The 24,858-nt window shown below is 63.4% G+C and carries 22 protein-coding genes; 9 read left to right on the top strand and 13 right to left on the bottom strand.

Annotation, left to right across the window (positions count from 1 at the left end; genetic code table 11):
- Positions 1 to 100: 100 nt before the first annotated feature.
- Both LVD10_RS05760 and LVD10_RS05755 read left to right on the top strand, forming a co-directional pair.
- Positions 101 to 658, top strand: a complete 558-nt coding sequence (locus LVD10_RS05760) for a gamma carbonic anhydrase family protein (protein WP_232940387.1) — start codon at positions 101 to 103, stop codon at positions 656 to 658.
- Between the two features lie 142 nt (positions 659 to 800).
- Positions 801 to 1,640, top strand: a complete 840-nt coding sequence (locus LVD10_RS05755; RefSeq protein WP_237062342.1) for a helix-turn-helix transcriptional regulator — start codon at positions 801 to 803, stop codon at positions 1,638 to 1,640.
- A gap of 126 nt (positions 1,641 to 1,766) precedes the next feature.
- Here LVD10_RS05755 and LVD10_RS05750 read toward each other — a convergent pair whose 3' ends face one another.
- The 5 genes from LVD10_RS05750 to LVD10_RS05730 all read right to left on the bottom strand — a co-directional run bounded on the left by LVD10_RS05750 (position 1,767) and on the right by LVD10_RS05730 (position 9,880).
- Complete coding sequence (locus tag LVD10_RS05750) at positions 1,767 to 3,182, bottom strand: NAD(P)/FAD-dependent oxidoreductase (protein WP_232940385.1); 1,416 nt, start codon at positions 3,180 to 3,182, stop codon at positions 1,767 to 1,769.
- Between the two features lie 38 nt (positions 3,183 to 3,220).
- Entirely contained in the window at positions 3,221 to 5,551 is a 2,331-nt protein-coding gene (locus LVD10_RS05745; RefSeq protein WP_237062334.1) for a TonB-dependent receptor, read from the bottom strand.
- Positions 5,552 to 5,774: 223 nt separating this feature from the next.
- Complete coding sequence (locus LVD10_RS05740) at positions 5,775 to 7,181, bottom strand: APC family permease (protein ID WP_237062332.1); 1,407 nt, start codon at positions 7,179 to 7,181, stop codon at positions 5,775 to 5,777.
- A gap of 56 nt (positions 7,182 to 7,237) precedes the next feature.
- Entirely contained in the window at positions 7,238 to 8,665 is a 1,428-nt protein-coding gene (locus LVD10_RS05735) for an aldehyde dehydrogenase family protein (protein WP_237062330.1), read from the bottom strand.
- A gap of 237 nt (positions 8,666 to 8,902) precedes the next feature.
- The gene (locus tag LVD10_RS05730) at positions 8,903 to 9,880 is read right to left on the bottom strand and encodes a LysR substrate-binding domain-containing protein (RefSeq protein ID WP_232940378.1); all 978 of its coding nucleotides are present in this window, start codon (positions 9,878 to 9,880) and stop codon (positions 8,903 to 8,905) included.
- Between the two features lie 175 nt (positions 9,881 to 10,055).
- Here LVD10_RS05730 and LVD10_RS05725 point away from each other — a divergent pair, with 175 nt between their 5' ends.
- The gene (locus tag LVD10_RS05725) at positions 10,056 to 11,297 is read left to right on the top strand and encodes a Zn-dependent hydrolase (protein WP_237062328.1); all 1,242 of its coding nucleotides are present in this window, start codon (positions 10,056 to 10,058) and stop codon (positions 11,295 to 11,297) included.
- 121 nt (positions 11,298 to 11,418) lie between these two features.
- Entirely contained in the window at positions 11,419 to 12,330 is a 912-nt protein-coding gene (locus LVD10_RS05720; protein ID WP_232940376.1) for a dimethylarginine dimethylaminohydrolase family protein, read from the top strand.
- A gap of 69 nt (positions 12,331 to 12,399) precedes the next feature.
- On the opposite strand, the gene LVD10_RS05715 is transcribed toward LVD10_RS05720, so the two are convergent.
- The 8 genes from LVD10_RS05715 to LVD10_RS05680 all read right to left on the bottom strand — a co-directional run bounded on the left by LVD10_RS05715 (position 12,400) and on the right by LVD10_RS05680 (position 18,733).
- A complete protein-coding gene (locus tag LVD10_RS05715; RefSeq protein ID WP_232940375.1) occupies positions 12,400 to 12,801 on the bottom strand; it encodes a hypothetical protein in 402 nt (133 codons plus the stop codon).
- Between the two features lie 50 nt (positions 12,802 to 12,851).
- A complete protein-coding gene (gene aroE / locus LVD10_RS05710; RefSeq protein WP_232940374.1) occupies positions 12,852 to 13,664 on the bottom strand; it encodes a shikimate dehydrogenase in 813 nt (270 codons plus the stop codon).
- A gap of 35 nt (positions 13,665 to 13,699) precedes the next feature.
- Complete coding sequence (locus tag LVD10_RS05705) at positions 13,700 to 14,131, bottom strand: DUF6841 family protein (protein ID WP_232940373.1); 432 nt, start codon at positions 14,129 to 14,131, stop codon at positions 13,700 to 13,702.
- Between the two features lie 34 nt (positions 14,132 to 14,165).
- The gene (hemF, locus tag LVD10_RS05700; protein ID WP_232940372.1) at positions 14,166 to 15,086 is read right to left on the bottom strand and encodes an oxygen-dependent coproporphyrinogen oxidase; all 921 of its coding nucleotides are present in this window, start codon (positions 15,084 to 15,086) and stop codon (positions 14,166 to 14,168) included.
- A gap of 29 nt (positions 15,087 to 15,115) precedes the next feature.
- Complete coding sequence (gene tsaC, locus LVD10_RS05695) at positions 15,116 to 15,682, bottom strand: L-threonylcarbamoyladenylate synthase type 1 TsaC (protein ID WP_232940371.1); 567 nt, start codon at positions 15,680 to 15,682, stop codon at positions 15,116 to 15,118.
- A gap of 12 nt (positions 15,683 to 15,694) precedes the next feature.
- Positions 15,695 to 16,210, bottom strand: coding sequence for a 5-(carboxyamino)imidazole ribonucleotide mutase (gene purE, locus LVD10_RS05690; protein ID WP_232940370.1), 516 nt, complete (start codon positions 16,208 to 16,210; stop codon positions 15,695 to 15,697).
- A 235-nt stretch (positions 16,211 to 16,445) separates the two neighbouring features.
- On the bottom strand, positions 16,446 to 17,588 hold the full coding sequence (gene dprA, locus LVD10_RS05685; RefSeq protein ID WP_232940369.1) for a DNA-processing protein DprA: 1,143 nt from the start codon (positions 17,586 to 17,588) through the stop codon (positions 16,446 to 16,448).
- Between the two features lie 83 nt (positions 17,589 to 17,671).
- The gene (locus LVD10_RS05680) at positions 17,672 to 18,733 is read right to left on the bottom strand and encodes a LysM peptidoglycan-binding domain-containing protein (RefSeq protein WP_232940368.1); all 1,062 of its coding nucleotides are present in this window, start codon (positions 18,731 to 18,733) and stop codon (positions 17,672 to 17,674) included.
- A gap of 184 nt (positions 18,734 to 18,917) precedes the next feature.
- On the opposite strand from LVD10_RS05680, the gene def reads away from it, so the two are divergent.
- From def to LVD10_RS05655, 5 genes are all read left to right on the top strand, one after another.
- The gene (def, locus tag LVD10_RS05675; protein WP_232940367.1) at positions 18,918 to 19,424 is read left to right on the top strand and encodes a peptide deformylase; all 507 of its coding nucleotides are present in this window, start codon (positions 18,918 to 18,920) and stop codon (positions 19,422 to 19,424) included.
- 126 nt (positions 19,425 to 19,550) lie between these two features.
- Positions 19,551 to 20,525 carry a methionyl-tRNA formyltransferase gene (gene fmt, locus LVD10_RS05670; RefSeq protein ID WP_237062326.1) on the top strand — a complete coding sequence of 325 codons (975 nt, stop codon included), beginning with the start codon at positions 19,551 to 19,553 and terminating at the stop codon, positions 20,523 to 20,525.
- A complete protein-coding gene (gene rsmB / locus LVD10_RS05665; protein WP_232940365.1) occupies positions 20,515 to 21,825 on the top strand; it encodes a 16S rRNA (cytosine(967)-C(5))-methyltransferase RsmB in 1,311 nt (436 codons plus the stop codon). The genes fmt and rsmB overlap by 11 nt, the downstream gene beginning before the upstream one ends.
- Before the next feature lie 75 nt (positions 21,826 to 21,900).
- Complete coding sequence (gene trkA, locus LVD10_RS05660; protein ID WP_232940364.1) at positions 21,901 to 23,286, top strand: Trk system potassium transporter TrkA; 1,386 nt, start codon at positions 21,901 to 21,903, stop codon at positions 23,284 to 23,286.
- A gap of 117 nt (positions 23,287 to 23,403) precedes the next feature.
- Positions 23,404 to 24,855, top strand: coding sequence for a TrkH family potassium uptake protein (locus tag LVD10_RS05655; RefSeq protein ID WP_232940363.1), 1,452 nt, complete (start codon positions 23,404 to 23,406; stop codon positions 24,853 to 24,855).
- Positions 24,856 to 24,858: the final 3 nt, after the last annotated feature.

The raw sequence follows: 24,858 nt of genomic DNA, 5'->3' as shown, positions 1-24,858 counted from the left end.
GTGCAACAATTGGTTGGGCGAGGCCACGGCTGCGGCGCCGGCAGGTTCGCGGTAGCCCCAGCCTGCTATGATAGCGGACCCATTGTACAGGAGGAGAGGTATGTCCCCATTGCGCCCCCACGGTGACGGCGAGGCGGAAAAGTCACCACAGCTCGGGAACGGTGTTTATATCGACCCGCAATCGGCGGTGATCGGCGATGTCACATTCGGGGATGACTGCTCCGTCTGGCCCATGGCGGTGGTCCGCGGCGATATGCACCGGATCCGGATTGGCGCCCGCACCAGTGTGCAGGACGGCGCGGTTCTGCATATCACCCATGCCGGGCCTTTCAATGAAGCGGGCTGGCCACTGGAGATCGGCGAGGATGTCACCATCGGCCACAAGGCCTGCCTGCACGGCTGCACCGTAGGCAGCCGTGTACTGATCGGGATCGGTGCAATTGTGCTGGACGGCGCCGTGATCGGCGACGAGGTGGTACTGGCCGCCGGGGCCCTGGTACCGCCGGGAAAGAAGCTCGAGAGCGGCTACCTCTATGTCGGCGCCCCCTGCAAGCAGGCGCGGCCACTGACAGAAAAGGAAAAGGAGTTTTTCCGCTATTCGGCCGCCAATTACGTCAAACTGAAGAACCAGTACCTGACCGAGCACGAGCAGTTCTGATTCGCAGCATGGCCACCAGCGGTGGCCGGGCACAGTGTGGACGGCACACCGGCCCGGGTCGCAAAAACACGCCTTCATGAGCCCCGCGCAGGCGCCGCGGGGTCCCGTTCTTTGGTAATATCCGCTGCAACGGGGATGTTTTATGACGACTGCACCAGACCTCAGCCAGTGGCACCAGTGTATTGCCACCCTGCTCGACTGTGAGTCAGATTCACAGCGCATCTACGAACTGCTGAAAGGCGCCGAGGCCCTGGTCAAGGGCAACAGCAGCATGGCAATCATTTACCCTTCCGACAGCGCCCCCGAAATCACCCACCATCGCCTGCTTGCCAACGAGAAGCCCAGCACCCAGGTAGACCGCTATGTCGATGGAGCCTACCTGCTCGATCCTTTTTATCGTGCCGCGGTGGACGATAATCGCCAGGGACTGTTCCTGCTGCGCGAAGTGGCCCCCGATGCGTTCGGGGAGACAGAATATTTCCGCATGTACTATCGCGAGGCCAACCTGACCGACGAGGCCTGTTACCTGGTAGTCGGGGACAGTGGCATTATCGCCAGCCTGTCGATCGGCCGCGCTTCGGATCTCGGTGGCGGGCGGTTTTCACGGCAGGAAGTGGATCTACTGCACGCCCTGTGGCCGCTGGTGGAAAGTGTACTGAGGAAATGGATCAATAATCGCGTCCGTCCCCGGGGCACCGGGGAGAGCTTCGGCAAACGACTCGACAATGCCCTGCGCAACTTTGGCAGCTCAACACTCACCCCACGGGAGTGCGAGGTACTGCACATGACCATGCGCGGCCATTCGATCAAGTCCATGGCGGAAAAGCTCGATGCCAGCGTCGACACGATCAAGACCCACCGCAAGCACATCTATACCAAGCTGGATGTCACCTCGCAGTCGGAACTGTTCTACCTCTTTATCAGCGCCCTGCGTCACCACAGCGGGGCGGACCCAGACCCGCTCTCAAGCCTGGATAGGTAATCCCGGAATATCTGTTGCGGAAATAAAAACGCCCGCACCGCCAGCCCCGCTAACCAATAGGGGGGCGACGCGCGGGCAACGGTTCCCGGTACCTGGAACCACTCGCTTACAAACGTTACTGAGTCGCTATTTCTGCGTTACCGGAAAGCCCATGCGCTCTACCATCCGCACCCAGGGCACTCGCCACCCTCCCTTTTCATCCAGCGTATCCAGTGCGTACATGGTGATCTTGGCGCCGATCCAGCGGAAGGGTTCCGGGGGAATATATGCCGGCTGCGAGCGCGCAAATTTCAACGCACGCTCCGGTACCTTCCTGTCATCCAGAATTGCCAGTGCCACCCGGGCCCCGAAGCGTGTTGCGGTAACGCCGAAACCGGAATAGCCGCCCGCATACAACATCCGGCCGCCATGGTAATGCTGGTAGTGCACCGCCATGCGGGTTGTCAGGGCAATGGGGCCGCTCCATGCATGGGTGAAGCGCACACCCCGCAGCATGGGAAAGGTGCGGTAAAAATTGTCGATCAGTCGCAGATAGGGATCCGGCGTCCTGTCCTCTGCAGGGTCGGTATTGTTGCCAAAGAAATAATCCAGGCGGCCGCCAAACAGGATCCGGTTATCCGCCGTCAGTCGCATATAGTTAAGCTGGGTGCGGGTATCGTAGATACCCTGGCGGTTGTGCCAGCCAATGGCTGCCATCTGCTCCTCGCTCAACGGCTCGGTGACGACGATGCGATCGCGAATGGCGGCAACCCGTTTGCGAATTTTGCGGTTGCCTGCAGCAAAGGCGTTGGTAGCCAGCAGCACGCGGTTGGCCAGCACACGGCCACAGGGAGTTGTCACTTCAACGCCGCCGCTTTTTTTCCGGTTGCTGACCATGGGTGTGTTTTCGTAAATCTGCACTCCCAGTTCCAGCGCTACCCGCTTGAGGCCCCAGGCCAGTTTTGCCGGGTGCACGGTACCACTGCGCTTCTTCGACCAGAGGCCGCCACTGAACAGCGGCGACCGGACTTCGCGCCGTACGCTTTCGGCATCCAGCAGGTGGGCATCGTGGCCGTAGTGGCAATAGAGTTCATGCTCCTTTGCGATATCAGCCAGTCCTTCGTCGCCGATGGCTACGGTCAGCTCACCGCCCCACTCCAGGTCGCAGTCGATTCCATAGCGCTCGATCGTCTCGCGGAACCCGTCGAGGTTTTCCTTGCCCAGTCGCTCCAGCTCCTCCATATCATCCGGGTACAGTCGCTGGGCATTCTGGAGTCCGTGCATTACCGAAGTTGAGAGGATCGCCGCCGGGCGCCCGGAAGCGCCAATGGCAATGCTGCTGGCCTCGATCAGGATCACTTCCCGGGCCGGGTTGGCCTCCTTGGCCTGCACCGCTGCCCACAGGCCGGTGAAGCCCCCGCCCACAATCAGCAGGTCACAGGAAAGGTTTTCCTGCAGGGCCGGCTCCTCCCGTGGACGCTGGGAGTTGTCCAGCCAGTAGGGAAAGAAGGTAGTGTGCTGTAGCGCCGCCAGGGCATCCGCCCGGGTCTGTTCATCTGTCATTGTTGGTCTCTCATCATCGCGGTATCGCCAGCGCAGGATTAATAGAGGTTGTAGCGAACCGACATCCCGAAGGTGGTGGGTGCCTGGCGATAGTAGGAACGGCCTGCAAAACTGGAAAAGGCGTAAGTTTCCGCGCTGCTGTCCTCGATGTTCTTGACCCAGGCGCCGAGCTCCCAGCGACCGTCAAAATCGGACAGGGTTGCTTCAGCATCCCAGGAATGCACGGGACCGGAGAGCGCATTGGCATCCGCAAGCTGGGCGGTCATTTCGCCGCTGTAGGTGTAACTGGTCTGCAGCCGCAGGTTGTAGTCGGCCACCGGCAGGTCGTAGGCCACCAGGCTGTTGTAACTCCACTCCGGGGACTGTGACAGCGCGGCGCCTTCCGGCAGTGGTGCCGCCAGGGCATCGACAAACAGCTGGTTCACACCATCGGCCGCGCCATTGACCGCCGCATTCGCCTCGATACCGCGCATCTCGGCGGTGCCCGGTGCACGCGTAACTTCGCTGTCGAGATAGGCAACGCCCGCCATCAATGTGAGGTTGTCAGTTGGCAACCAGTGCAGGTCCATCTCAAAACCGTTGGTGGTGGACTCGGGGACGTTGACGAGGGTGGTATCGGCCACGGGGAATTCGAGGAAATTACTGAAATCGTCAACGATAATGGTGACCAGGGACTGGCGATCCGTGTAATCAAGACTAAAGATCGCACCGTTCAGCTGAAGCGCGGCATCGAACAGCGTCGCCTTGAAGCCGGCCTCGTAAGAAATCACCTCTTCGGGTTCCACGTAGGCCCAGCTGATATCATCGAGGATCGCGGCACCGTAGTAAGCGCCGGCCTTGTAGCTGTTGGCCACATTGCCGTACAGCAGCAGGTCGTCGGTCAGCTGCCAGTCCAGTCCGAGCTTACCCGTAACCGCGCTCTCGCTGGCGCTGTCATCCAGCGCAGTGATCACGTCATTGAAAGAATAAATATCGTCGTGGTTATTGGAGATACCGTCGAAGCTGCGATCATCCGCGCTGTAGCGAATACCGGCGACCAGGTTGAGGGTGTCATTGAGCGCGGTTTCCGTGTGCAGGTAGGCCCCCCACGAGCCTGTCACCTGCTCATAGCTTGCCGTCAGCAGGTCCCAGCCCTGGACCGGGACATCCGCCGGGTCCAGCACAAAGGTGCTGGCGACGGAATCGGTGACGAAGAATGAATCATCGAAGGTATCTGTCACCGTCACGGTATCTTCGGAAATGTTGACACCGGCCACCCAGGAGACGGCCTCGGCACCGTTGCTCACCAGGCGGAATTCCTGCGACCACTGGCTGATCTCGTTGTCCTGGAACAGATCGAGGATCGCCGCCGACGCACCTCCATAATTGTCGACGACGGCGCGCTCGTAGTTATCCAAAGCACTGATGGAAACCAGGTCAAAAAACTCAAAGCCGTAATTCAGGTTCAGGGACGCGCCGTAGCCGGATTCATCGCGGCTGACGTCCAGGTTGCCGACATTGACCCGGGTCGGGTCGGCAATGCTGTTCAGCATATCGAAGGACGGGTCACCGAAGGCTTCTCCGAGGCCGCTCACCTGGGGCGAAACCGGCGTGGACCTGTCTGAGCTGAAGTAAACCTTTGCCAGTGCCTCGCCATTACCGGCAAAGGGGAACAGGACCTGGCCGCGACCTGCGGCACGATCGACGCTGCCATATTCCCGGCCGGTAATGGCGTCCTCCTGCCAGCCGTCGGCCCTTGACACATTCAGGCTCAGGCGGCCCAGCACCTCGCCGCTGATCTCACCGCTGACAACGCCTGTCAGTTCCGTCGCGTTGTAGTTACCCAGGCCCGCCTCGACAAAGGACTCAAACTCACTGGTGGGCTTGCGACTGATAAAATTGATCGCACCACCGGTGGTATTTTTTCCGTAGAGGGTTCCCTGCGGCCCCTTGAGCACTTCCACCCGCTCGATGTCGAACAGCTGGCCACCGAGGAATGCCGGGTTGCTGGCAAACACCTCGTCGGTGTAAATACCTACCCCGCTGCTGTTATTGGGACTGAAATCATCCAGGCCGATACCGCGGATGGCGAACACCGGGGTGCCACCCGAGGTGGAGTTCACGGTAACCAGGCCCGGCGTGTGTGCACCCAGGTCGACAGCACTGTCGACGCCCATGCTTTCCATCATTTCACCGCTGAGGGCACTGGCAGACACGCCAATATCGTTGACGGACTGTTCGCGCTTCTGCGCCGTAACACTGACTTCCTCGATCTGCCGCGCGGCAGCGGTGGAGGACAGGGCGATACCGGAAACCAGAACACCGGCAATGGCGAAGGCAAGTGAGTTTTTCGGGTAGCCACCGCTGGTGGCACTGACAGGTGAAAGCATAGAGATCCCTCTGGACACAGTTATCTGTTTTATCGTGGGATCCACTATAAAAACCGAATAGAAATTCGGGTATCACCCCAATGGGTGAGTAAGGCGGGTTTCGCTTTATTTTTCCGGGGAACAAAAAAACCCGCGGGTGCGGGTCAAACAGGATGGCGCTGCAGCGCCTGCGGCGCTGCCGGCCGGAACCGGGCCGGATTACGCTGCCCGGTAGCTAGTCAGGTCATGTAGCAGTAACAGGCATTCCACTGGCCCCGGTAATTTTTCCCCTACCCTGCTTCTCCGCCCAGAGAATTGCCAGCTCGCCCAGCAACAGGGTAATTATCGAGCCCACCAGCACCGGCCACTGGATGCCCTCGCCCGGGGTATACACAAACAGGAAGATACTGCCCACCAGTACCAGGACACACAGCGATGTCAGTACCAGTGCCCCGAGATTACCGCCGGGCACACGGAAGGGACGCGAACGCGATGCGTCAGTGCGGCGCATTTTCAGGAATGCCAGGAACATGCCCACGTAGGGGAGCAGGAAAATCACCCCGCTGAAGGCAAACAGGGACCAGAACAGGTCTTCATTGGAATTCACCAGAAAGCCGTACAGGACCAGGATAAAGGTACTCAGTATGCCCATCAGTACGGCCGCGCCTACCGGGGTATTGCGGCTGCGGCTCTTGATCGCAAAAACCTGAGGCAGCTCACCTTCCTCCGCCGCCTCGGCGGCAGCGCGGTTACCGCCGATGGCCCAGGTCACACCGTTGGAGAAGAAGGTATAAAGCGCGGCCAGGCCCAGGGCCATCACCAGCAGGCCACCATATGGCAGCTGGGCAAAAAACATTTCCAGGGTATCCACCAGGCCCTCGACCAGGTCGATGTCCTGTGCCGGGATTGCTGCCAGGATTGCGGTTGTGCCCAGTGTGTAGAGCGCGAGGATAATGACACCCGAGACCAGGATTGAACGCGGGACATCCCGCTGCGGGTTGCGCATTTCCTCGCTGCTGGCACTGATCAATTCGAAGCCGAGCATGCCGTAGATAATAGCGGGGATATACTGCAGGCTGTCGCCCAGGTTCGGCTTAATACTGTCAAAAGTAATCGGGTTGGCAAGTCCGTTGTCCGCGGCATGGAAAATCGCTCCGACAATAATCGCACCGAAAATTATGATCTTGAGGATAGCGCCGATGTTTGGCACCCACTTGCCGACATTCAGTGTAACCACGTTGGCAGCCACCGCGACCCAGGTCAGCACAATGCCGAGGCCGATCTGCCCCGCCACCCCCATCTGCGGCCAGAACAGCTGTTTGGCGACACCGGCAAAGAGAATGAAAATGGCCGGCATCCAGATGGCTACATTAACCCAGTAACTCCAGCTGATACGCGATCCCCAGCGACCGCCGAAGGCATCTCGTACCCAGGCATAAATGCCGCCTTTTTCCGGGTAGGCACAGCCCAGCTCTGCCGATACCAGCGCAAAGGGCACAAAGAAAAACAGCCCCAGGAACAACCACCAGAAAATACTGGAAGTACCGATGGCCGCGGTAGCGGCCAGCGTATCCACCAGCAGGATGGCAGAGACGGTAAACAGGATCATATCCCGCTTGCCAAGGTTCTTTTTAACTACAACGTCCGTCACGGTAAGACTCCCGCGTTATTTCAGTGATTATTATTATCAGCCGGTGGCCATGCGGTTTATGCCGCGGGGGCACCCAGCTGTGCCGATTTGAGCTCGGTAAACTCCTCCACGCCGTGGTGGGAAAACTCGCGACCATTACCACTCTGTTTGTAACCGCCAAACGGAGCGCGGTAATTGAACTCGCCGCCATTGACAAAACACAGGCCGGCGCGAATCCGGCGCGCAATCGCCAGGGCTTCCTCGTGGTTCCGGGCGTATACACCGGAGGACAGGCCATAGGGTGTATCGTTGGCAATACTTACGGCCTGGTCGAGGTCGTCGTAGGCAATCACGCACAGCACCGGTCCAAAGATTTCCTCGCGGGCGATGCGCATGTCGTTGCTGACCCCGGCAAAAACCGTGGGCCGGGCAAAGAAGCCCTGGGGCAGGCCATCCGGTTTACCCGGGCCGCCGCAGACCAGGCTGGCACCCTCATCGAGGCCGACCTGGATGTAGTCCTGCACCTGCTGCCACTGGCGCTCTGACGAGAGCGGCCCCATAAAGGCATTCGGCCCCGTCCCCACCTCGATCTCGGCCACCCGTGTGCGAATAATCTCCAGGGCCTCGTCGTGGCGACTGGCAGGCACCAGCATGCGGGTGAGTGCGGTGCAGGTCTGGCCGCTGTTGAGCATCACATCGTCCACGCCATAGCGGACTGCGGCGGTGAAATCACAGTCGTCGGTGATGATGAACGGGGACTTGCCACCCAGTTCCTGGGTCACCCGCTTTACCGTGGGCGCACAGGCCCGGGCAATCTCGATGCCGGCGCGGGTCGAGCCAGTAAACGAGAGCATGTCCACCTGCGTGTGCTCGCAGAGGGCCTGGCCCACCTCGGGGCCGCGACCCGGCACCAGGTTAAATACACCGGCGGGCAGGCCGGCCTGATGAAGGATTTCCGCCATCAGGTAATCCTGCAGTGGCGTCTGCTCCGAGGGCTTGGTCACCATGGTGCAGCCTGCCGCCAGCGCAGCGCCCACCTTGCCGACAAACTGGTGCAGGGGATAATTCCACGGGTTGATAAAACCGCACACTCCTACTGGTTCGCGCCATACCAGCGAGTGACCGTGTTCGGCGGTTTCCCCGGTTATGGCGGCGTGGTCGGCAAACAGCCGCATGGCCTCGATCGGGCCCTCCACGTGCAGCCAGCCGCTGATATGGCGGGGACAACCCATGCTGGTGGAAACAGCGTCGACAAGAGCTTCCTTCCGGGCCTCCATCAGGTCGGCGACCCGCAGCAACAGTGCGCGTCGCTGATCGGCGGGAGTGATGGCCCAGCCGTCGAAGGCACGGACAGCGGCCTGCACGGCACGGTCCACATCCGCCGGGGTACCGGCGGGCACGCGGCTAACCAGCGCGCCGGTGGCGGGATTGGTGACTTCCAGCCAGTCGGGGGAAGCGGACTCCACCCACCGGCCATCGATATAGATCTTGTTATGGTTTTGCATCTTCTTCGGCTTTTCTACTGCTGTGCGTGGAGTGGCGATCCGGGCACGCTGCCGGCAATTGGCGCCATTTTCGACTGTCCGGGAACCGGAGCTATCGTCTACCAAACAAACAATCTGCGCAATCGTTAATCTTTTTCGAATTATTATTCAGTATGCGTGATCAACAGGGCGGCCACTATCACCTGTTCAGGTGATAGTGGCGGGATTGGCAGGATGGAAGCTGGTGCGCGGCGTGGCTTATGCCCCGGGGCGCGGGCCCTCCGCGGGCTGGGCAAGGGTCTGTTGCAGGACGCGGGCCGGGGGCGCCAGCGGCGCGCCGCGGCTTTCCAGCCACTGGAATACCAGCCCCAGTACCAGGCTGGTGCGGCTGTTCAACCGATCGCTGCGGTCGCTGACCAGGTAGAGCGACTGGCCGATGGTAAACGGGCGCTCGATTACCGTGGCCAGGCGTCCGCTCTTCAGGTCCTCGCTGACCTCCAGGCGGTCCGCAAGGGCCACCCCCATTCCCAGCCGCGCGGCCTCTATCGCCTGGTAGGCATAGTCCACGGATACGGCATTGGCGAGCGGCGCATACTCGACTCCCTGGGCGGTGAACCAGCCGGGCCACTGCTGCTGGCGATCGTGCAGCAGTGGCAGGGCCAGGAGGTCGCGGGGCCGGGCCAGCTTGCCGGCCCCACCCGCCGCCTGCAGCAACTGGGGGCTCGCCACCGGCAGGTAGTGTTCCTGGTACAGCGGGCACACTTCCCGCCCCGGCGCCTGCGGTTCCCCGAGGCAGATAGCGATGTCCACTTCACTGGCAAGGCGTGTCGCGCGCGGCTCGATGGTGACCAGGCGCAGCCGGATTTCCGGGTAGCGGGCCTGCACCTCGCGCAGAATCCGCATCAGCCAGCGCACCGCAATCGTGGCTGTCGAGGCAATCACCACTTCCCCGCTGAGGCTGTCCGGGTCCAGGTACAGCAGTCCCTTCTCCAGCCGCCCGAAGGCGTCGCTGACCACCCGGTGCAACCGCCGCCCGGCCGCGGTGAGTTCCAGCCGGTTGCCGGTGCGCAGGAACAGCGGCGTGCCGAGCCGGTCCTCGAGATCCCGGATCTGGCGGCTGAGTGCCGGGTGGGAAACATGCAGTTCGTCCGCGGCGCGGCGCATATGGCAGTGGCGCCCCACGGCGTGGAAGCTTCGCAGGGAGGTGAGGGAGAGGTTCCTGAGCGCGGTGGGCATCGGGTTATCCGGAGTTGGACTGTCACTTCTGGTGCCTTAAAGACACCATAACGGCAATTAAAAGTTAATTGTGTCGATAAATGCAAACCATAGACTGGTGTGCACGGCTCCCGCACGCCTCCCTGGACAGCCCCGGGCGCCGACAGAATAAGTTTAACGACCGGGATTCCCCCTTATGACCGATAACAGCAAGATCCGCGTGGACGGCCAACGCCTGTGGGATTCGCTGATGGCAATGGCGGCCATCGGTGCCACGGATAAGGGCGGCTGCAACCGCCAGGCGCTCACCGACCTGGACAAACAGGGCCGCGACCTCTTCGTACAGTGGTGCCGCGACGCCGGCTGCAGCGTCGACATCGACAGCATGGGCAATATTTTCGCCCGCCGGCCCGGCAGCAACCCGGACCTGCCGCCGGTGCTTACCGGCTCTCACCTGGACACCCAGCCTACCGGGGGCAAGTTCGACGGGGTTTACGGCGTGCTGGCGGGACTTGAGGTGATGCGCGCCCTGAACGACGCCGGCATCGGAACCGCGGCGCCGCTGGAAGTGGCGGTGTGGACCAACGAGGAGGGCGCGCGCTTCTCCCCGGCCATGATCGGCTCCGGGGTCTGGAGCGGCAACTTCGAGCAGGACTACGCCTACGCCCGCACCGACAAGGAAGGCAAGGCCTTCGGCGACGAGCTGCAACGTATCGGCTACCGGGGACCCACACCGGCAAGGGCGCGCCCGCTCACCGCCGCCTTCGAGGTGCATATCGAGCAGGGCCCGATCCTCGAGGCCGAGGAAAAGCAGATCGGTGTGCTGTCCGGTGTGCAGGGCATGTACTGGTACGACCTGACCCTCACCGGCCAGCCATGCCACGCGGGACCCAGCCCGATGGAGGGACGCCGCGACCCGTTTATGGCCCTGCACCGCGTGCTCGACCGCCTTTACCGGCTGGCGGAAGAGTTCGCCCCCTGGGCCCGTGTCACTTTCGGCGATATCCGCGCCGAGCCCGGCAGCCGCAACACCGTGCCGGAGAAACTGGTGCTGGCGGTGGACCTGCGCCACCCGGAGCAGGAAGTGCTGGACGAAATCGACCGTCGCTTCCGCGAAATTACTGCGGAGATTGCGGCCGATACCGGTGTAGAGGCCGAAATTCGTGATGAATGGCGCTCTCCGGCGGTGGCCTTCGCGCCACCCTGCGTGGAGGCCGTGCGCGCCGCCGTAGCCGAGCTCGGCTACAGCAACAAGGAAATGGTCTCCGGTGCCGGCCACGACTCCGTCTATGTCTCCCGCGTGGCCCCCACCGGCATGATCTTCGTGCCCTGCGAAAAGGGCCTGTCCCACAACGAGGCCGAGAACGCGGAGCCGGTAGACCTGGAAGCCGGCGCCAACGTACTGCTGCACGCCATGCTGAAGATGGCGAACGACTGAGCAGCGGTAAAAACAAACCCCTTCACCTGAAATGAAGACCCCGGTGTCGGGGTCGCCCTGGAGGGGAATCAAGACCACCGGGCCCCGGTGCCCGAAAGATTTTCAAGAACCCGAGGCAGCAATGACCGAATTCACCTACAAACACCGCAACGACAACGGCAACACTGCGGCCCTGGGTCGCTGGGGCATCGATTCCGAGCACGGCGTGCTCACCGACCTGCTCGTCGGCCCTATCGACCACTACACCTGGCAGACCGGCAACGCCGCCTCGCGCCGCTCGCTGCGCCTGGGACGCCAGTTCGATGCCGCCGTGGCAAAGCGCCAGTACCAGGAGATGCTCGACGCCTACAGACATGCCGGAGTGAACACTCACCTGCTGCCGGCGGATGAGAACCTCCCCTACCAGCTGTACGCCCGCGACTCCTCCGTAATGACCCCCTGGGGCCCGATCGTGACGCAGATGTACAGCCCCTGGCGCCGCGGCGAGTGGGTCGACGTGGTAAAGACTTACGAAAAGCTCGATATCCCCATTTACGACATCATCACCGCCGGCAGTCTCGAGGGTGGCGATTTCATGGTGCTGGAACCGGGCGTGATCCTGTGCGGCTACAGTGGCGAGCGCACTTCACCCCAGGGCTTCCAGCAGATGAAAAACTGGATCGAAAAAGAGGGCTGGGAGGTCAGGGGCTATGAATTCGACCCCTACTTCCTGCATATCGATGTACTGGTGGCGGCATTGGCGGAGAAGCTGGTGGCGGTGTGCGTCGACGCCGTGGAGCCGGAACTGGTGCAGTGGTTCAGGTCGCGCAACTTCGAGATCATCGATATCTCCTACCCGCAGGTGATGGAGCTGGGCGTCAATGTCGTCGCACTGGGCAACGACCGGGTGATGCTGCCGGCCGACAACACCGAGCTGAAGGAAAAGTGTCGCGCCCGCGGCCTGGAAGTGATCGATCCGGATATCTCCATGATCACCGCCGGCGGTGGCGGCGTTCACTGCATGTGCCAGCCGCTGGCGCGCAAGCCGGGATAACAGCGCCCAGGATCCACAACAAAAAAGGCGGCCATTGGCCGCCTTTTTTACTTGTTTTTCCCCTTCCGCTTACTTGCCCTGGGCCCGCATCAGGCCGGACGCCCCGATCCCGCCGGCCGCACAGGCCATGACAATCACCAGCGGCGTCAGCGCCCCCAGGTGCATGGCACCGAAGCCATAACCACGCATGGGCAACAGCAGGAACAGCATGATGCCGGCGGGAATCAGCGACAGGAAAAAGCCCCGCTCCACCCACGACCGCTGCCAGGGCAACAGGAAAATCAACCCGCAGATACCGCCCCAGACAATTCGCTGGTAGAGGTAGGCATTGGACAGGTAGGGGGCGATATCGACACCGACCCAGCGGGTGAATCCGTGGTACCCCATGGCCCACAGCCCCAGGGCGTAGCACAGCCCACCGAATGCACCGGCAGCAAAACAGAAGGAAAGGTTTCTCAGGAATTCGCGCACGTTTTACCTCAAATCAACGTCGTTTATTGTTTTTCCAGACAGCGAAGACGCTAGAGCGCGGCGCGCAGGCGTTGCAACACCGGCTCTACTTCGGGATAGACACCGCGCCAGAGGTAGAAGGACTCCGCCGCCTGCCCCACCAGCATTCCCAGGCCGTCAGCGGACTCCGCGCCCTGATCGGCGGCCCAGCGCATAAAGGCGGTTGGCTCCGCACCATAGACCATGTCGTAGGCGCGGCAACCCGGGGCCAGCACGCTGTCCGCGATCGGTGGCGCCTGGTCACTGAGGCTGGCAGAGCTGGCGTTGATCACCAGGTCGTACTCACCGGGGATATCCTCCAGGCCGCCGCCGCTCAGCGGGCCAATACCGGCAAAGGTCTCGGCCAGCTGCAGGGCCCTGGCCGCGGTGCGGTTGGCAATATGCAGTGCGGCCGGTTTTTCCTGCAACAGTGGCAGCAGCGCGCCCCGCGCCGCGCCGCCGGCCCCCAGCAACAGGATCCGCTGGCCGCGGGGGGTCCAGCCCAGCCGCACCAGGTCGGCCACCAGCCCGGCACCGTCGGTATTGTCCCCGAGGATAGAGCCATCTTCCTCGCGCTTGAGCGTATTGACCGCCCCGGCCGCCTGCGCCCGGGGCGTCAGGGTATCGGCAAAGGCGCAGGCATCGAGCTTGAAGGGTACGGTGACATTGAGGCCGCAACCGCCCCCGGTAAAGAATTCCCGCGCGAAGCGGGCAAAATCGTCCCGCTCCACCAGTTCACGGCCGTAGTCCAACTGCTCACCGGTCTGCTCGGCAAAGGCGCGATGAATCTGCGGTGACCTGGAGTGCGCGATCGGGTTGCCGACCACGGCATATTGATCTGTCATCTGTGTTTCCGTCCGCTGGCAGGTTGGCCGGCGTATCAACGCCGGCGCAGCGCTTCGCGAATCCGGCGGGTTTCATCCACGGCGACCAGGCCATCGATCTTCAGTGTGCCCTCGAAATCACTAACCAGGTAGCGGGTGGTGGCGCTGTAGACTTCCGCGCTGCTGTTGTTTTCCCGGCGCAGCAAGACCCAGTTCAGTGACACCTGGGCACTGTTTTCATTCAACTCGGTGATATCGGAGACAGCGCCGACAATCTGGTCGACGCCGAGGCGCCGGTATATCGCCAGCAGCCGCGCCACCAGGACGACAAAGTCGTTCCGGTTCACCGCGGCCTTGCCGCCACGCTCACTGTAATAGTGCAGCGGGAAGCGGTAGAAATCCGCGACCTGCTCGGCATCCCCGCTCTCGAAGGTGCGTCGGTACTCCACAAACAATCGGTTGATGGCCTGTTCGCGCGCCTGGTCCAATGTCCTGTCCCCCTGAGTAAATCGAGCCGCTGTATCAGACCCAGTCACGGGCCGGCAGGAAGTCGGAATACAGCCGCGCCTCGGCAGAACCGGGCTCGGGATGCCAGTCGTACTCCCAGCGCACCAGTGGCGGCAGCGACATAAGGATGGACTCCGTACGGCCACCACTCTGCAGGCCAAACAGCGTCCCCCGGTCGTAGACCAGGTTGAATTCCACATAGCGACCGCGCCGGTAGAGCTGGAAGTCCCGCTCGCGCTCACCGTAGGCGGTGTCCTTGCGCCGCTGCACAATCGGCAGGTAGGCGTCCAGGTAGCTGTCCCCCACCGCGCGCATCAGGGCGAAGGCGTTGTCGAAGCCGCCGTCGTTGAAGTCGTCGAAAAACAGCCCGCCGACACCCCGGGCCTCATCCCGGTGCCTGAGGTAGAAATAATCGTCGCACCACTGCTTGAAGCGCGGGTAGACCTCCTCCCCGAAAGGCTGGCAGGCTTTCTTTGCCGTCTGGTGCCAGTGCACCACATCCTCTTCCACCCCGTAATAGGGCGTCAGGTCATAGCCGCCGCCGAACCACCAGACCGGCTCGGCACCGGGCTTCTGCGCCACGAACAGGCGCACATTGGCATGGCTGGTGGGCACATGGGGGTTGCGCGGGTGGATCACCAGCGACACGCCCATGGCCTCGAAGGAACGGCCTGCCAGCTCCGGCCGGTTGGCCGTGGCCGAGGGCGGCAGGCCATCGCCGAACACATGGGAGAAATTCACCCCGCCTTTTTCGATCACGCTGCCGCCCTCCAGCACACGGGAGCGGCCGCCGCCACCGCCGGGGCGTTCCCAGCTGTCTTCGCGGAAAGTGCTGCCATCCTCGGCCGCCAGGGCCTGGCAGATCTGGTCCTGCAGTTCGAGCAGGTAATTTTTCACCGCCGCGATATCCAGTGCGGTGGAATTTGCATCGCTCATGGTCAGAAGTTCGCTTTCTGGGGAATGGTTCAGCGGCCCGGTCGCAGGACATCGCCGCTGATCAGGTCGCGGATCTCGCTGGGGGTTGCCCGTCCGCCGGTGGCACCGCCGCCGACAAAATCCAGCGCACCGCCGAAGTAACGCAATACCTGGTACTTGTGGCGCGGCGGTTGCGCGCCCCCCGGGTTGGCGGAGGTGGACACGATAGCACCGCCGAACTCCCGGCATAAAGCCGCCGTGAATGGATGCGCTGTGCAGCGCAGGGCCACGGAGTGATGGGCGCCGCTGATCCAGGGAGGCACGCGGCCGAAGTGGGGTACCAGCCAGGTGACAGGCCCGGGCCAGGTGCGGTGTAGCTGCTGCAGCTGGTTGCCGGTGAGGTTGTCCAGCAGGGGGGAGAAATCGTCCTCGTCACCGGAGACCAGGATCAGGCCCTTGGCCAGCGGGCGATTCTTCAGGCGCAGCAGGCGCTCGACCGCGTCCCGGTTATGCGGGTCGCAGGCGAGCCCCCACACCGATTCGGTGGGATGCGCAATCACGCCGCCCGCGGCGAGGACGCGGGCGGCGAAGCGGACATCCAGTGGCGATACCGCCATGATCGGATCCGCTTACTTGGACTTGCGCTGCTCGAGGTTTTTCTGCAGCTGCTCGTCCTTGGCGATGATCGCCTCGGCGTTGGCACGACGCTCATCCACCAGCTTCTGGTGCATCTCCTTGTCGGAGGAGCCGATGATCTGCGCGGCCAGGTAGGCGGCGTTCTTGGCACCGGCCTTGCCGATCGCCACGGTCGCCACCGGGATACCACCGGGCATCTGCACGGTGGACAGCAGGGCGTCCAGGCCGTCCAGGGAAGCATTGATCGGTACACCGATCACCGGCTTCAGGGTAGTAGCGGATACCGCACCGGCCAGGTGGGCGGCCATGCCGGCGGCACAGATAAAGGCCGCACAGCCGCGCTGGTCGGCATCGGTAACGTACTTGTGGGTGTTTTCCGGGGTGCGGTGGGCGGAAGTGACTTTCACTTCAAAGGGAATGTCGAACTTCTCCAGCACGCCAAAGGCGGCTTCCATTACTGGAAGGTCGGAATCAGAACCCATCAGGATGGCGACAAAAGGCTTGCTCATTTCAGCTCTCTCAACACAGTCGATGCGGTAAAGACGCGGCAATCTAGCGGATTGGCCTGCGCAAAACAAGTTCCGCCCCGGGGTCTCGCCTGGGCTGTGGTCACCGCCCCTTGTTTCGGGCCGGCCGCGCGCGGGGGGAGCTTCCAACAATAAAGCGCAAATCGCGGCGGCGTGGGGTGTTTCCGGCGCCACCACACCAAGGATGTGCCGGGTCGGCGCCGCTTTCACTGCCATATCAGTCTGCAGCAGTCAGCTGCGCCTGCAGGTGGGTGGCGCCCCGCGCCGTCAGCTGGAAGCCACCGGGCACCTGCTCCACCAGCCCGGCCAGTTCCATGCGCAGCAGTATCGCCATCAATTCGCCTGCCGCGGCGCCGGTATCGGCCGCCAGTTGCTCCAGGCTGCGCGGGTCCCCGCCCAGCGCTACCACCAGCCGTCCCTCTTCCACCGGCAGCGCCTCGAGGGTGGCCGGCGGTGCCGTCGCCGGTACATGTATCCCCCCCAGCTGGGTAACGATATCCGACGCGGTCTCCACCAGCGCCGCGCCCTGTTTGATCATTTCATGGCAGCCGCGGGCCAGCGGGTTGTGGATGGAACCGGGGATGGCGAATACCTCGCGGTTCTGCTCCAGCGCCAGGCGCGCGGTGATCAGGGAACCCGAGCGGACCGCCGCCTCCACCAACAATACCCCCCGGGCGAGGCCACTGATGATACGGTTGCGGCGCGGGAAGTTGGCGGCCTCGGCGGCGCTGCCGAGCGGCTGCTCACTCAGCACCGCACCGCCGCGATCGATGATTTCTGCGGCCAGCGCATCGTGGCGACGGGGGTAGATCCGGTCGATGCCGCTGCCGAGCACTGCCAGCGTGGCACCGCCGGCATCGAGCGCACCGCGGTGCGCAGCGGCATCCACGCCCAGCGCAAGTCCCGAGGTAATGGCAAAACCCCCGGCGGCCAGTTCCCGGGCAAAGGCGTGGGCATTGTCCAGCCCGGCGCGCGAGGCGCGGCGGGCACCCACCACCGCCACCTGCGGCAGGTGCAGGGCGGCAACATTGCCCTTGAGGTAGAGGACAGGTGGTGGCCGGGAAATCTCCCGCAGCAGGGCCGGGTAGTCCTCGTGGGAGTGTTCCAGGGGCTGTATGCCGCGGTCACGACAGCGCGCCTGCTCCTCCCGCACCCATTGCAGCAGTGCACAGTCACTACCGCGCTGGCGATATTCACGCCATTGCTGGCGCGCCCGCGGGGGGAGCCTGTCGAGCAGTGACTGGGGCAGGGAATCAAGGGCCGCGGCAGCGGAGCCGTAACGGTCCAGCAGTTGCCAGTAACGGGCGGGGCCCAGGCCCTCCAGGCGCAGCAGGGCCATGGTGGGAGTCAGCGCATCCATGCGTCTTCCGGAGTTTTGTCAGGTGGCGCGCCCGTTTGGCTGGGCGGCCAGCGGGACCGGGGCGACCGGCGCCCCGCGATCGATCAGGGGTTGCGGACCAGGTCCAGGACTTCCAGGGCCCGGTCGGCCTCGAGCACCAGGCCCAGGCTCATCTTGTCGAAAGTGCGGAAAACCATCAACAGGCCGGCGCGCTCGTCGGGCAGCTTCACATTTTCGCGCTCGATGCGGTCGCGCACCACGGCACCGCGCTTGTAGATCGCCAGTACGTGGCCCGGCTGCAGGCCCTCGCGCTCGCCCTGGTTGATGGCAACCACGTCGTACTTACCGATCTGGGTGACGCCTTCTTCCACGCCCAGGATCACGCCCTCCACCGGGGTGGCCGGCGCGCCCGGCTGGAACAGTGCGGCAATGGAGCGCTCCTCCACCGGCAGCAGGCGGTCCTCGAGGCGAATCTCGCGGGAAGTGCGGGTCACTTCCATGGTGGCCACGGAGAAATCGCGGCGCTGGTCCGGATCCAGCTGGTAAAGGTCCACATCGCCCACGTCCAGCGCCTGCATCCCCAGGACTTCACCGGTGTAGGGGTCGGTGTAGAGCTCGCCCGGGCGGTAGATACCGTAGGAGGCCAGCGGCGCGCGGAAGTCGCCGCGGGCATAGATGCGCTCGCCGGCACCCATCAGGATCCGCTGGTCCTCACCGGAAATCACGTACGGAGTACCCTCGAAGGCATTGGGCTCGACGATGCGGGTGCGGGACAGGAAGGCGTTGATCGCGTCCAGCGGGATGGCGGGGATGGCCTCGCCCACCGCCTCGCGGCGCACCTGCGGCTCGAGCCGGTCGGCGCCCGGAGACAGGCGGTACGGGCGCGGCCCGCGCTCCAGTTGCAGGCGCGGCTGGCCCTCGACATACACCAGGCGCAGGCGGTCACCGGGGTAGATTAGGTGGGGGTTTTCGACCTGGGGGTTCACCTGCCATATTTCCGGCCAGTACCATGGCTGGGAAAGGAACGTGCCGGAGATGTCCCAGAGGGTGTCGCCCTTCTGGACCACATACTCGTCCGGGTGGTCCGGATTGAGGCGCACGTCGGCCGCCTGGATGCCGAACGCGGCGGCCAGCAGGAGGCCGGCGGCCAGAATAATTTTTTTCATGGAAGCATTCCTATGCTCTTTATCGCTATAATTCTCAGCGCCGGGCCACAGCCGAGGTGGCGGGAGCATTGTTAACAGCATCCGGCAGGCACGGCCTGCAGCAGCTCCTTGCGGCAAATATCGAGCGCGATCATTATGTTATCAGCGCAAGTTCCATGTTTACTAGAAGTTTGTCACAGGTGATATGGCCAAGCTCGAGATCCTAGAATTCCCCGATCCCCGCCTCCGTCAGGTCGCCAAGCCCGTCGAAACCGTTACCGACGAGCTGCGCACCCTGCTGGACGACATGTTCGAGACCATGTACGAGGCCCCCGGGGTGGGCCTGGCCGCCACCCAGGTAAATGTGCACCAGCGCATCGTGGTGATGGATGTATCCGAAGACCAGAGCGAGCCGCTGGTCTTTATCAACCCCGAAGTGGAAGTGCTGGACCCGGAGATCCACCAGTACGACGAGGGCTGCCTGTCGGTGCCCGGCTTCTATGAGACGGTGGAGCGGCCGCGCCGCGTGCGCGTGAAGGCCCTGGACCGCGACGGCGAGGCCTTCGCCATGGAGGCCGAGGGCCTGCTGGCGGTGTGTATCCAGCACGAGCTGGACCACCTGGACGGCAAGCTGTTCGTTGACTACATCTCGCCCCTGAAGCGCAACCGCATCCGCTCCAAGCTGGAAAAAGCCCAGCGCAAGCGCGCCTGACCGGCTGCCTCACAGTCACAGTGCCGGCGCCCGTGCTCCGGCGCACGCCTCCAGCCAGCGGCTCGCTACACTATTGGCAATTGCCGCTGGCCAACCCGATTCCCGCCATTCCAGAACATTGATGTTATGAGCCTGAAGATTGTTTTTGCCGGCACTCCGGACTTTGCCGCCGTGCACCTGCAGGCGCTGCTCGACAGCGAGCACAGCGTAGTCGCCGCCTACACCCAGCCCGACCGCCCCGCGGGGCGCGGCAAGAAGCTGCTCGCCAGCCCGGTCAAACAGCTGGCGCAGAGCCACGAAATCCCCGTCTACCAGCCCCTGAGCCTGCGCGATGCAACCGCCCAGGCGGAACTGGCGGCGCTCGGTGCCGATGTAATGGTGGTGGTGGCCTACGGCCTGATCCTGCCGCAGGTGGTGCTGGATACACCGCGCCTGGGCTGCGTCAACGTACATGCATCACTGCTGCCGCGCTGGCGCGGCGCGGCGCCGATCCAGCGCGCCATTGAGGCCGGTGACCCGGAAAGCGGCGTCGCCATCATGCAGATGGAGGCCGGCCTGGATACCGGCCCCGTGCTGGTGGAAAGCCGCTGCCCGGTTACCGCGGCGGATACCGGCGGCAGCCTGCACGACAAGCTCGCCGAAATCGGTGGCCCGGCCCTGCTCGAGGCGCTGGCACAGCTGGCGGACGGCACGGCACGGCCCCGGCCCCAGGACGACAGCCAGGCCAACTACGCCGCCAAGATCAGCAAGGAAGAGGCGCGTATCGACTGGCAGCGCCCGGCGGCGGAAATCGAGCGCCAGATCCGCGCCTTCAACCCGTTCCCGGTGTGCTGGAGCACCTATTCCGATGCCCGCGGCGAACAGCGGCTGCGGATCTACCGCGCCCAGCTGGAGCGGGGCTGCCACAGTGATGCGCCGGGCACTATCCTCGGCGCCGATGACGAGGGCATCCTGGTGGCCTGCGGCCGCGAGGCGCTGCGCCTGCAATTACTGCAACTGCCGGGCAAGAAGGCACTGGCCGCGGAGGAAATCCTCCGGGGCTACCCGGACCTCTTTACACCGGGCCAGCAGCTCGGCGGAGTCACAGACAATGACCACTGATACCCGCGCCGCGGCGGCCGGGGTGGTCGCCACCCTGCTCGAGGGCCAGGGCTCCCTGGCGCGCCTGTTGCCACGGGCCGAGCAATCCGTGGCGGAGCGCGATCGCAGCCTGCTGCGCGAACTCTGTTACGGCTGTGCCCGCACTGCCCCGCGACTGCAACTGCTGGCGGACAAGCTGGTGCGCCGTGTCCCGGGCGACACACGCGTGCAGGCACTGCTGCTGCTTGGCCTGTACCAGCTGGAGTACACCCGCATCCCCGATCACGCCGCAATTTCTGCCACCGTGGAGGCGGCGCGCGCGCTCAAGCTGGAGCGCTCCACCGGGCTGATCAACGGCGTGCTGCGCAATGCCCAGCGCAACCGCGAGCAGTTGCAGCGCAAGCTGTCCGGCAACCCGCAATTCAGTTCCATGCACCCGGCCTGGTTGCAGCGGCGCATCAAGGCCGCCTGGGACGTCCGTGCGGCAGAAATCTTCCGCGCCAACAATACCGCCCCGCCCATGATCCTGCGCGTCAATACGGCCCGGGTCTCCCGCGAGGCCTACCTGGAGCAGCTGGCCGGCGCCGGCATCGCCGCCCGCGCCACCGCCGTTTCACCGGTGGGCGTGGTGCTGGAGGAGGCGCAGGCGGTGAGCGACCTGCCGGGCTTCGCCGATGGGGATGTCAGCGTGCAGGATGAATCGGCCCAGCTGGCGGCGCTGCTGCTGGCGCCGGCCGCGGGTGAGCGGGTACTGGATGCCTGCGCCGCCCCCGGTGGCAAGAGCTGTCACCTGCTGGAACTGCAGCCCACTATCCAGCTGGCATGCCTGGACATCGATGAAGAGCGACTCGACCGCGTGGCGGAGAACCTCGAGCGCATGGGTGCCAGCGCCGAGCTGCTGTGTGCCGACGCCGCGGAGACCCGCGACTGGTGGGATGGCGAGCCCTACGACCGCATCCTGCTGGACGCCCCCTGCTCTGCCACCGGCGTGATCCGCCGCAACCCGGACATCAAGCTGGTGCGGCGCGAAGAGGATATTGACGCCCTGGCGGAACTGCAGGCGCGCATTCTGCGGGCCCAGTGGCAACTGCTGCGCCCCGGTGGCAGCCTGCTGTACGCCACCTGCTCGATCCTGCCGGAGGAAAACAGCGCGGTAGTCGCCCGCTTCATTGCGGAGACAGGGGATGCGAGCGACAATACACCACAGATGCTTGGCGGGGTGCCATGGGGCGAGCCGCAGGCAGCGGGGATGCAGGTCTTTCCCGACGCCGGTGGTGGCGACGGATTTTTCTATGCCCTCCTCCGCAAGGCCCCGCAGTGATACCCGCGGCATAACCGGCGCGGGGCCGGACAATAACAGTCAGGGCGGCCGCGGCCGCGAGCCAAACTCAATAATATGAAAATTGTCATTCTCGGCGCCGGCCAGGTGGGAGGCTCACTGGCGGAAAGCCTGGCTTCCGAACGCAACGATATTGTGCTGGTGGACAGCGACGAGAAAACCCTGCGCGAGTTACGCGACCGCATCGATATCGGCATTGTCGCCGGCCACGCCTCGCATCCCGATATCCTGCAGGAAGCCGGAATCGAGGATGCCGACATCCTGGTGGCGGTCACCAACAACGACGAAACCAATATGGCCGCGTGCCAGATTGCCCACTCGCTGTTCCGCGTGCCCACCAAGATTGCCCGGGTGCGCGCCGCCGCCTACCTGCAGTACCCGCAACTGTTCGACCCCCAGTCGATTCCCATCGACGTGCTGATCAGCCCCGAGCAACTGGTATCCGAGTATATTGCCCGGCTGATGGAGCACCCCGGTGCGCTGCAGGTGCTGGATTTCGCCGGTGGCCGCGTACAGCTGGTGGCGGTACGGGCGATCCAGGGCGGGCCGCTGGTGGGCCACCAGCTGCGCTACCTGCGCCAGCATATGCCCAAGGTGGATACCCGCGTGGCGGCCATCTACCGCCGCAACAGCCCCATCATTCCCCAGGGTGACACCGTCATCGAGGCCGGTGACGAGGTGTTCTTTATTGCCGCCCGCGCCGACATTCGCGCGGTGATGAGTGAGCTGCGGCGCCTCGAGCACGGTTACAAGCGCGTAACCATTGCCGGCGGCGGCAATATCGGCCTGCGCCTGGCGCACAAGCTGGAGAACCGGTACACGGTCAAGATCATCGAGCAGAGCCACGAGCGCTGCATCTACCTGTCGGAAGAGCTCTCCAACAGTATCATCCTGCACGGCAGCGCCTCGGACCAGGACCTGTTGCTGGAGGAAAATATCGAGGACACGGATGTTTTCCTCGCGCTCACCAACGATGACGAGGCCAATATCATGTCGTCGCTGCTGGCCAAGCGACTGGGGGCGCGCAAGGTAATGACCCTGATCAACAACCGCGCCTATGTCGAGCTGGTGCAGGGCGGTGAGATCGATATCGCCATCTCGCCGCAGCAGAACACCATCGGCAGCCTGCTGACCCATGTGCGCCGGGGCGATATGGTCAACGTGCATTCTCTGCGCCGTGGCGCCGCCGAGGCCATCGAGGTGATCGCCCACGGCGACAAGCGCACCTCCAAGGTGGTGGGCCGCAAGATCGAGGACATCGACCTGCCGGAGGGGGCCGCCATCGGCGCCATCGTGCGTGAGCGGGATCACGGCAGCGAGGTGCTGATTGCCCATGACGACGTGGTGGTGGAGACCGATGACCACGTCATCGTTTTCCTGGTGGACCGTCGCCACACGCGCCATGTGGAGCAGTTGTTCCAGGTGGGATTCAGTTTTTTCTAGGTTTTTATTTTGTAGGAGCGGCCCATGGCCGCGATCAGGGGCGCCATCGCCCTGCGCTTTTCGCGGCCATGGGCCGCTCCTACCAAAACATATTCAATAACAGGCTGATAGGCGCCGATGCGAATTGCAGTAATTGCGCGAGTTTTCGGGATCCTGCTGACGGTATTCAGCCTGACGCTGTTGCCGCCCATCGGCGTGTCCCTGTGGTATGAAGACGGCACCCATACCGCCTTCAGTATCGCCTTCGCCATCACGCTGATTACCGGCCTGTTCATGTGGCTGCCGGTACACGACCTGCGCCAGGAGATGCGCACCCGTGACGGCTTTGTGGTGACCTCGCTTTTCTGGCTGGTACTGGGCAGCTTCGGTTCCCTGCCCCTGATTATCAGCCCGCAACCCAACCTGGGTATCACCGACTCAATTTTCGAGTCGCTGTCCGGGCTCACCACCACCGGCGCCACGGTGATCACCGGGCTGGACAGCCTGCCGCCAGCGATCCTCTACTACCGGCAACAACTGCAGTGGTTTGGCGGTATCGGGGTGATTGTGATCGCACTGGCGATCCTGCCGATGCTGGGTATCGGCGGCATGCAGCTGTATAAGGCGGAGACACCCGGACCGGTCAAGGATACCAAGCTGACGCCACGGATCGCCGAGACGGCACGGGCGCTGTTTGTGATTTACATTATCCTCACCGTGCTCTGCGGCCTCGGCTACTGGTGGGCCGGCATGACGGTGTTTGATGCGGTGGGCCATGCGTTTTCCACCGTGGCCAACGGCGGTTTCTCCACCCACGACGCCAGCATGGGCTTCTACGCCAACAACCATGCCATCATGGCGATCTGTATCTTTTTCATGTTCACCGCGGCAATCAACTTCGGCCTGCACTTCTTCGCCTTCCGCAATCGCACTCTGGGCCATTACTGGCGGGATTCCGAGTTTCGCTTCTGGGTGACCCTGACCCTCTGCTCCGCGGTGTTGATCAGCCTTTACCTCTATTGGCTGGGGATTTTTTCTCCCGGCAGCAGCTTCCTGCACGGTTTCTTCCAGGTGGTTTCCATTGGTACCACGGCCGGTTTCGCCTCGGAAAACTTCTCCGCCTGGCCGGCCTTCCTGCCCTATGTGTTATTGATGCTGGGGATTCTCGGCGCCTGTGCCGGCTCCACCTGCGGGGGCATCAAGGCGGTACGCGGTATGCTGATCATGAAATCGGGTATGCGCGAACTGAACCGGCTGGTACACGCCAACGCGGTGGTGCCGATCAAGGTCAACGGCAAGATCGTACCGGACCGGGTGACCGATGCCGTGTGGGGATTTTTTGCGGTTTATATCCTGTCGTTTTTTGTGCTGACAATTATCGTGATGGCCACCGGTGAGAATTTTGTCACCTCTTTTTCAACCGTGGCCTCCTGCCTCAGCAATATCGGCCCGGCACTGGGGGATGCAGCCGCGCACTATGGGTCGGTCAATGAGGTGGCCAAGTGGTTCCTGATCCTGGCAATGCTGATGGGCCGGCTGGAAATCTTTACCCTGCTGGTATTACTGACCCCGGCTTTCTGGCGTCACTGACAC

Source organism: Microbulbifer zhoushanensis (genome assembly GCF_021729055.1).
Classification (GTDB): Bacteria; Pseudomonadota; Gammaproteobacteria; order Pseudomonadales; family Cellvibrionaceae; genus Microbulbifer; species Microbulbifer zhoushanensis.
The sequence above is the reverse complement of the archived record's forward strand: the minus strand, read 5'-3'. Positions and strand labels throughout refer to the sequence as shown.

Coding starts and splice junctions, on each gene's coding strand:
- trkA (WP_232940364.1), top strand. CDS start 21,901: ATGAAAATTGTCATTCTCGGCGCCGGCCAGGTGGGAGGCTCACTGGCG.
- LVD10_RS05680 (WP_232940368.1), bottom strand. CDS start 18,733: ATGAAAAAAATTATTCTGGCCGCCGGCCTCCTGCTGGCCGCCGCGTTC.
- LVD10_RS05655 (WP_232940363.1), top strand. CDS start 23,404: ATGCGAATTGCAGTAATTGCGCGAGTTTTCGGGATCCTGCTGACGGTA.
- LVD10_RS05750 (WP_232940385.1), bottom strand. CDS start 3,182: ATGACAGATGAACAGACCCGGGCGGATGCCCTGGCGGCGCTACAGCAC.
- def (WP_232940367.1), top strand. CDS start 18,918: ATGGCCAAGCTCGAGATCCTAGAATTCCCCGATCCCCGCCTCCGTCAG.
- LVD10_RS05745 (WP_237062334.1), bottom strand. CDS start 5,551: ATGCTTTCACCTGTCAGTGCCACCAGCGGTGGCTACCCGAAAAACTCA.
- LVD10_RS05760 (WP_232940387.1), top strand. CDS start 101: ATGTCCCCATTGCGCCCCCACGGTGACGGCGAGGCGGAAAAGTCACCA.
- dprA (WP_232940369.1), bottom strand. CDS start 17,588: ATGGATGCGCTGACTCCCACCATGGCCCTGCTGCGCCTGGAGGGCCTG.
- LVD10_RS05730 (WP_232940378.1), bottom strand. CDS start 9,880: ATGCCCACCGCGCTCAGGAACCTCTCCCTCACCTCCCTGCGAAGCTTC.
- LVD10_RS05755 (WP_237062342.1), top strand. CDS start 801: ATGACGACTGCACCAGACCTCAGCCAGTGGCACCAGTGTATTGCCACC.
- LVD10_RS05720 (WP_232940376.1), top strand. CDS start 11,419: ATGACCGAATTCACCTACAAACACCGCAACGACAACGGCAACACTGCG.
- LVD10_RS05725 (WP_237062328.1), top strand. CDS start 10,056: ATGACCGATAACAGCAAGATCCGCGTGGACGGCCAACGCCTGTGGGAT.
- tsaC (WP_232940371.1), bottom strand. CDS start 15,682: ATGGCGGTATCGCCACTGGATGTCCGCTTCGCCGCCCGCGTCCTCGCC.
- purE (WP_232940370.1), bottom strand. CDS start 16,210: ATGAGCAAGCCTTTTGTCGCCATCCTGATGGGTTCTGATTCCGACCTT.
- LVD10_RS05735 (WP_237062330.1), bottom strand. CDS start 8,665: ATGCAAAACCATAACAAGATCTATATCGATGGCCGGTGGGTGGAGTCC.
- rsmB (WP_232940365.1), top strand. CDS start 20,515: ATGACCACTGATACCCGCGCCGCGGCGGCCGGGGTGGTCGCCACCCTG.
- fmt (WP_237062326.1), top strand. CDS start 19,551: ATGAGCCTGAAGATTGTTTTTGCCGGCACTCCGGACTTTGCCGCCGTG.
- hemF (WP_232940372.1), bottom strand. CDS start 15,086: ATGAGCGATGCAAATTCCACCGCACTGGATATCGCGGCGGTGAAAAAT.
- aroE (WP_232940374.1), bottom strand. CDS start 13,664: ATGACAGATCAATATGCCGTGGTCGGCAACCCGATCGCGCACTCCAGG.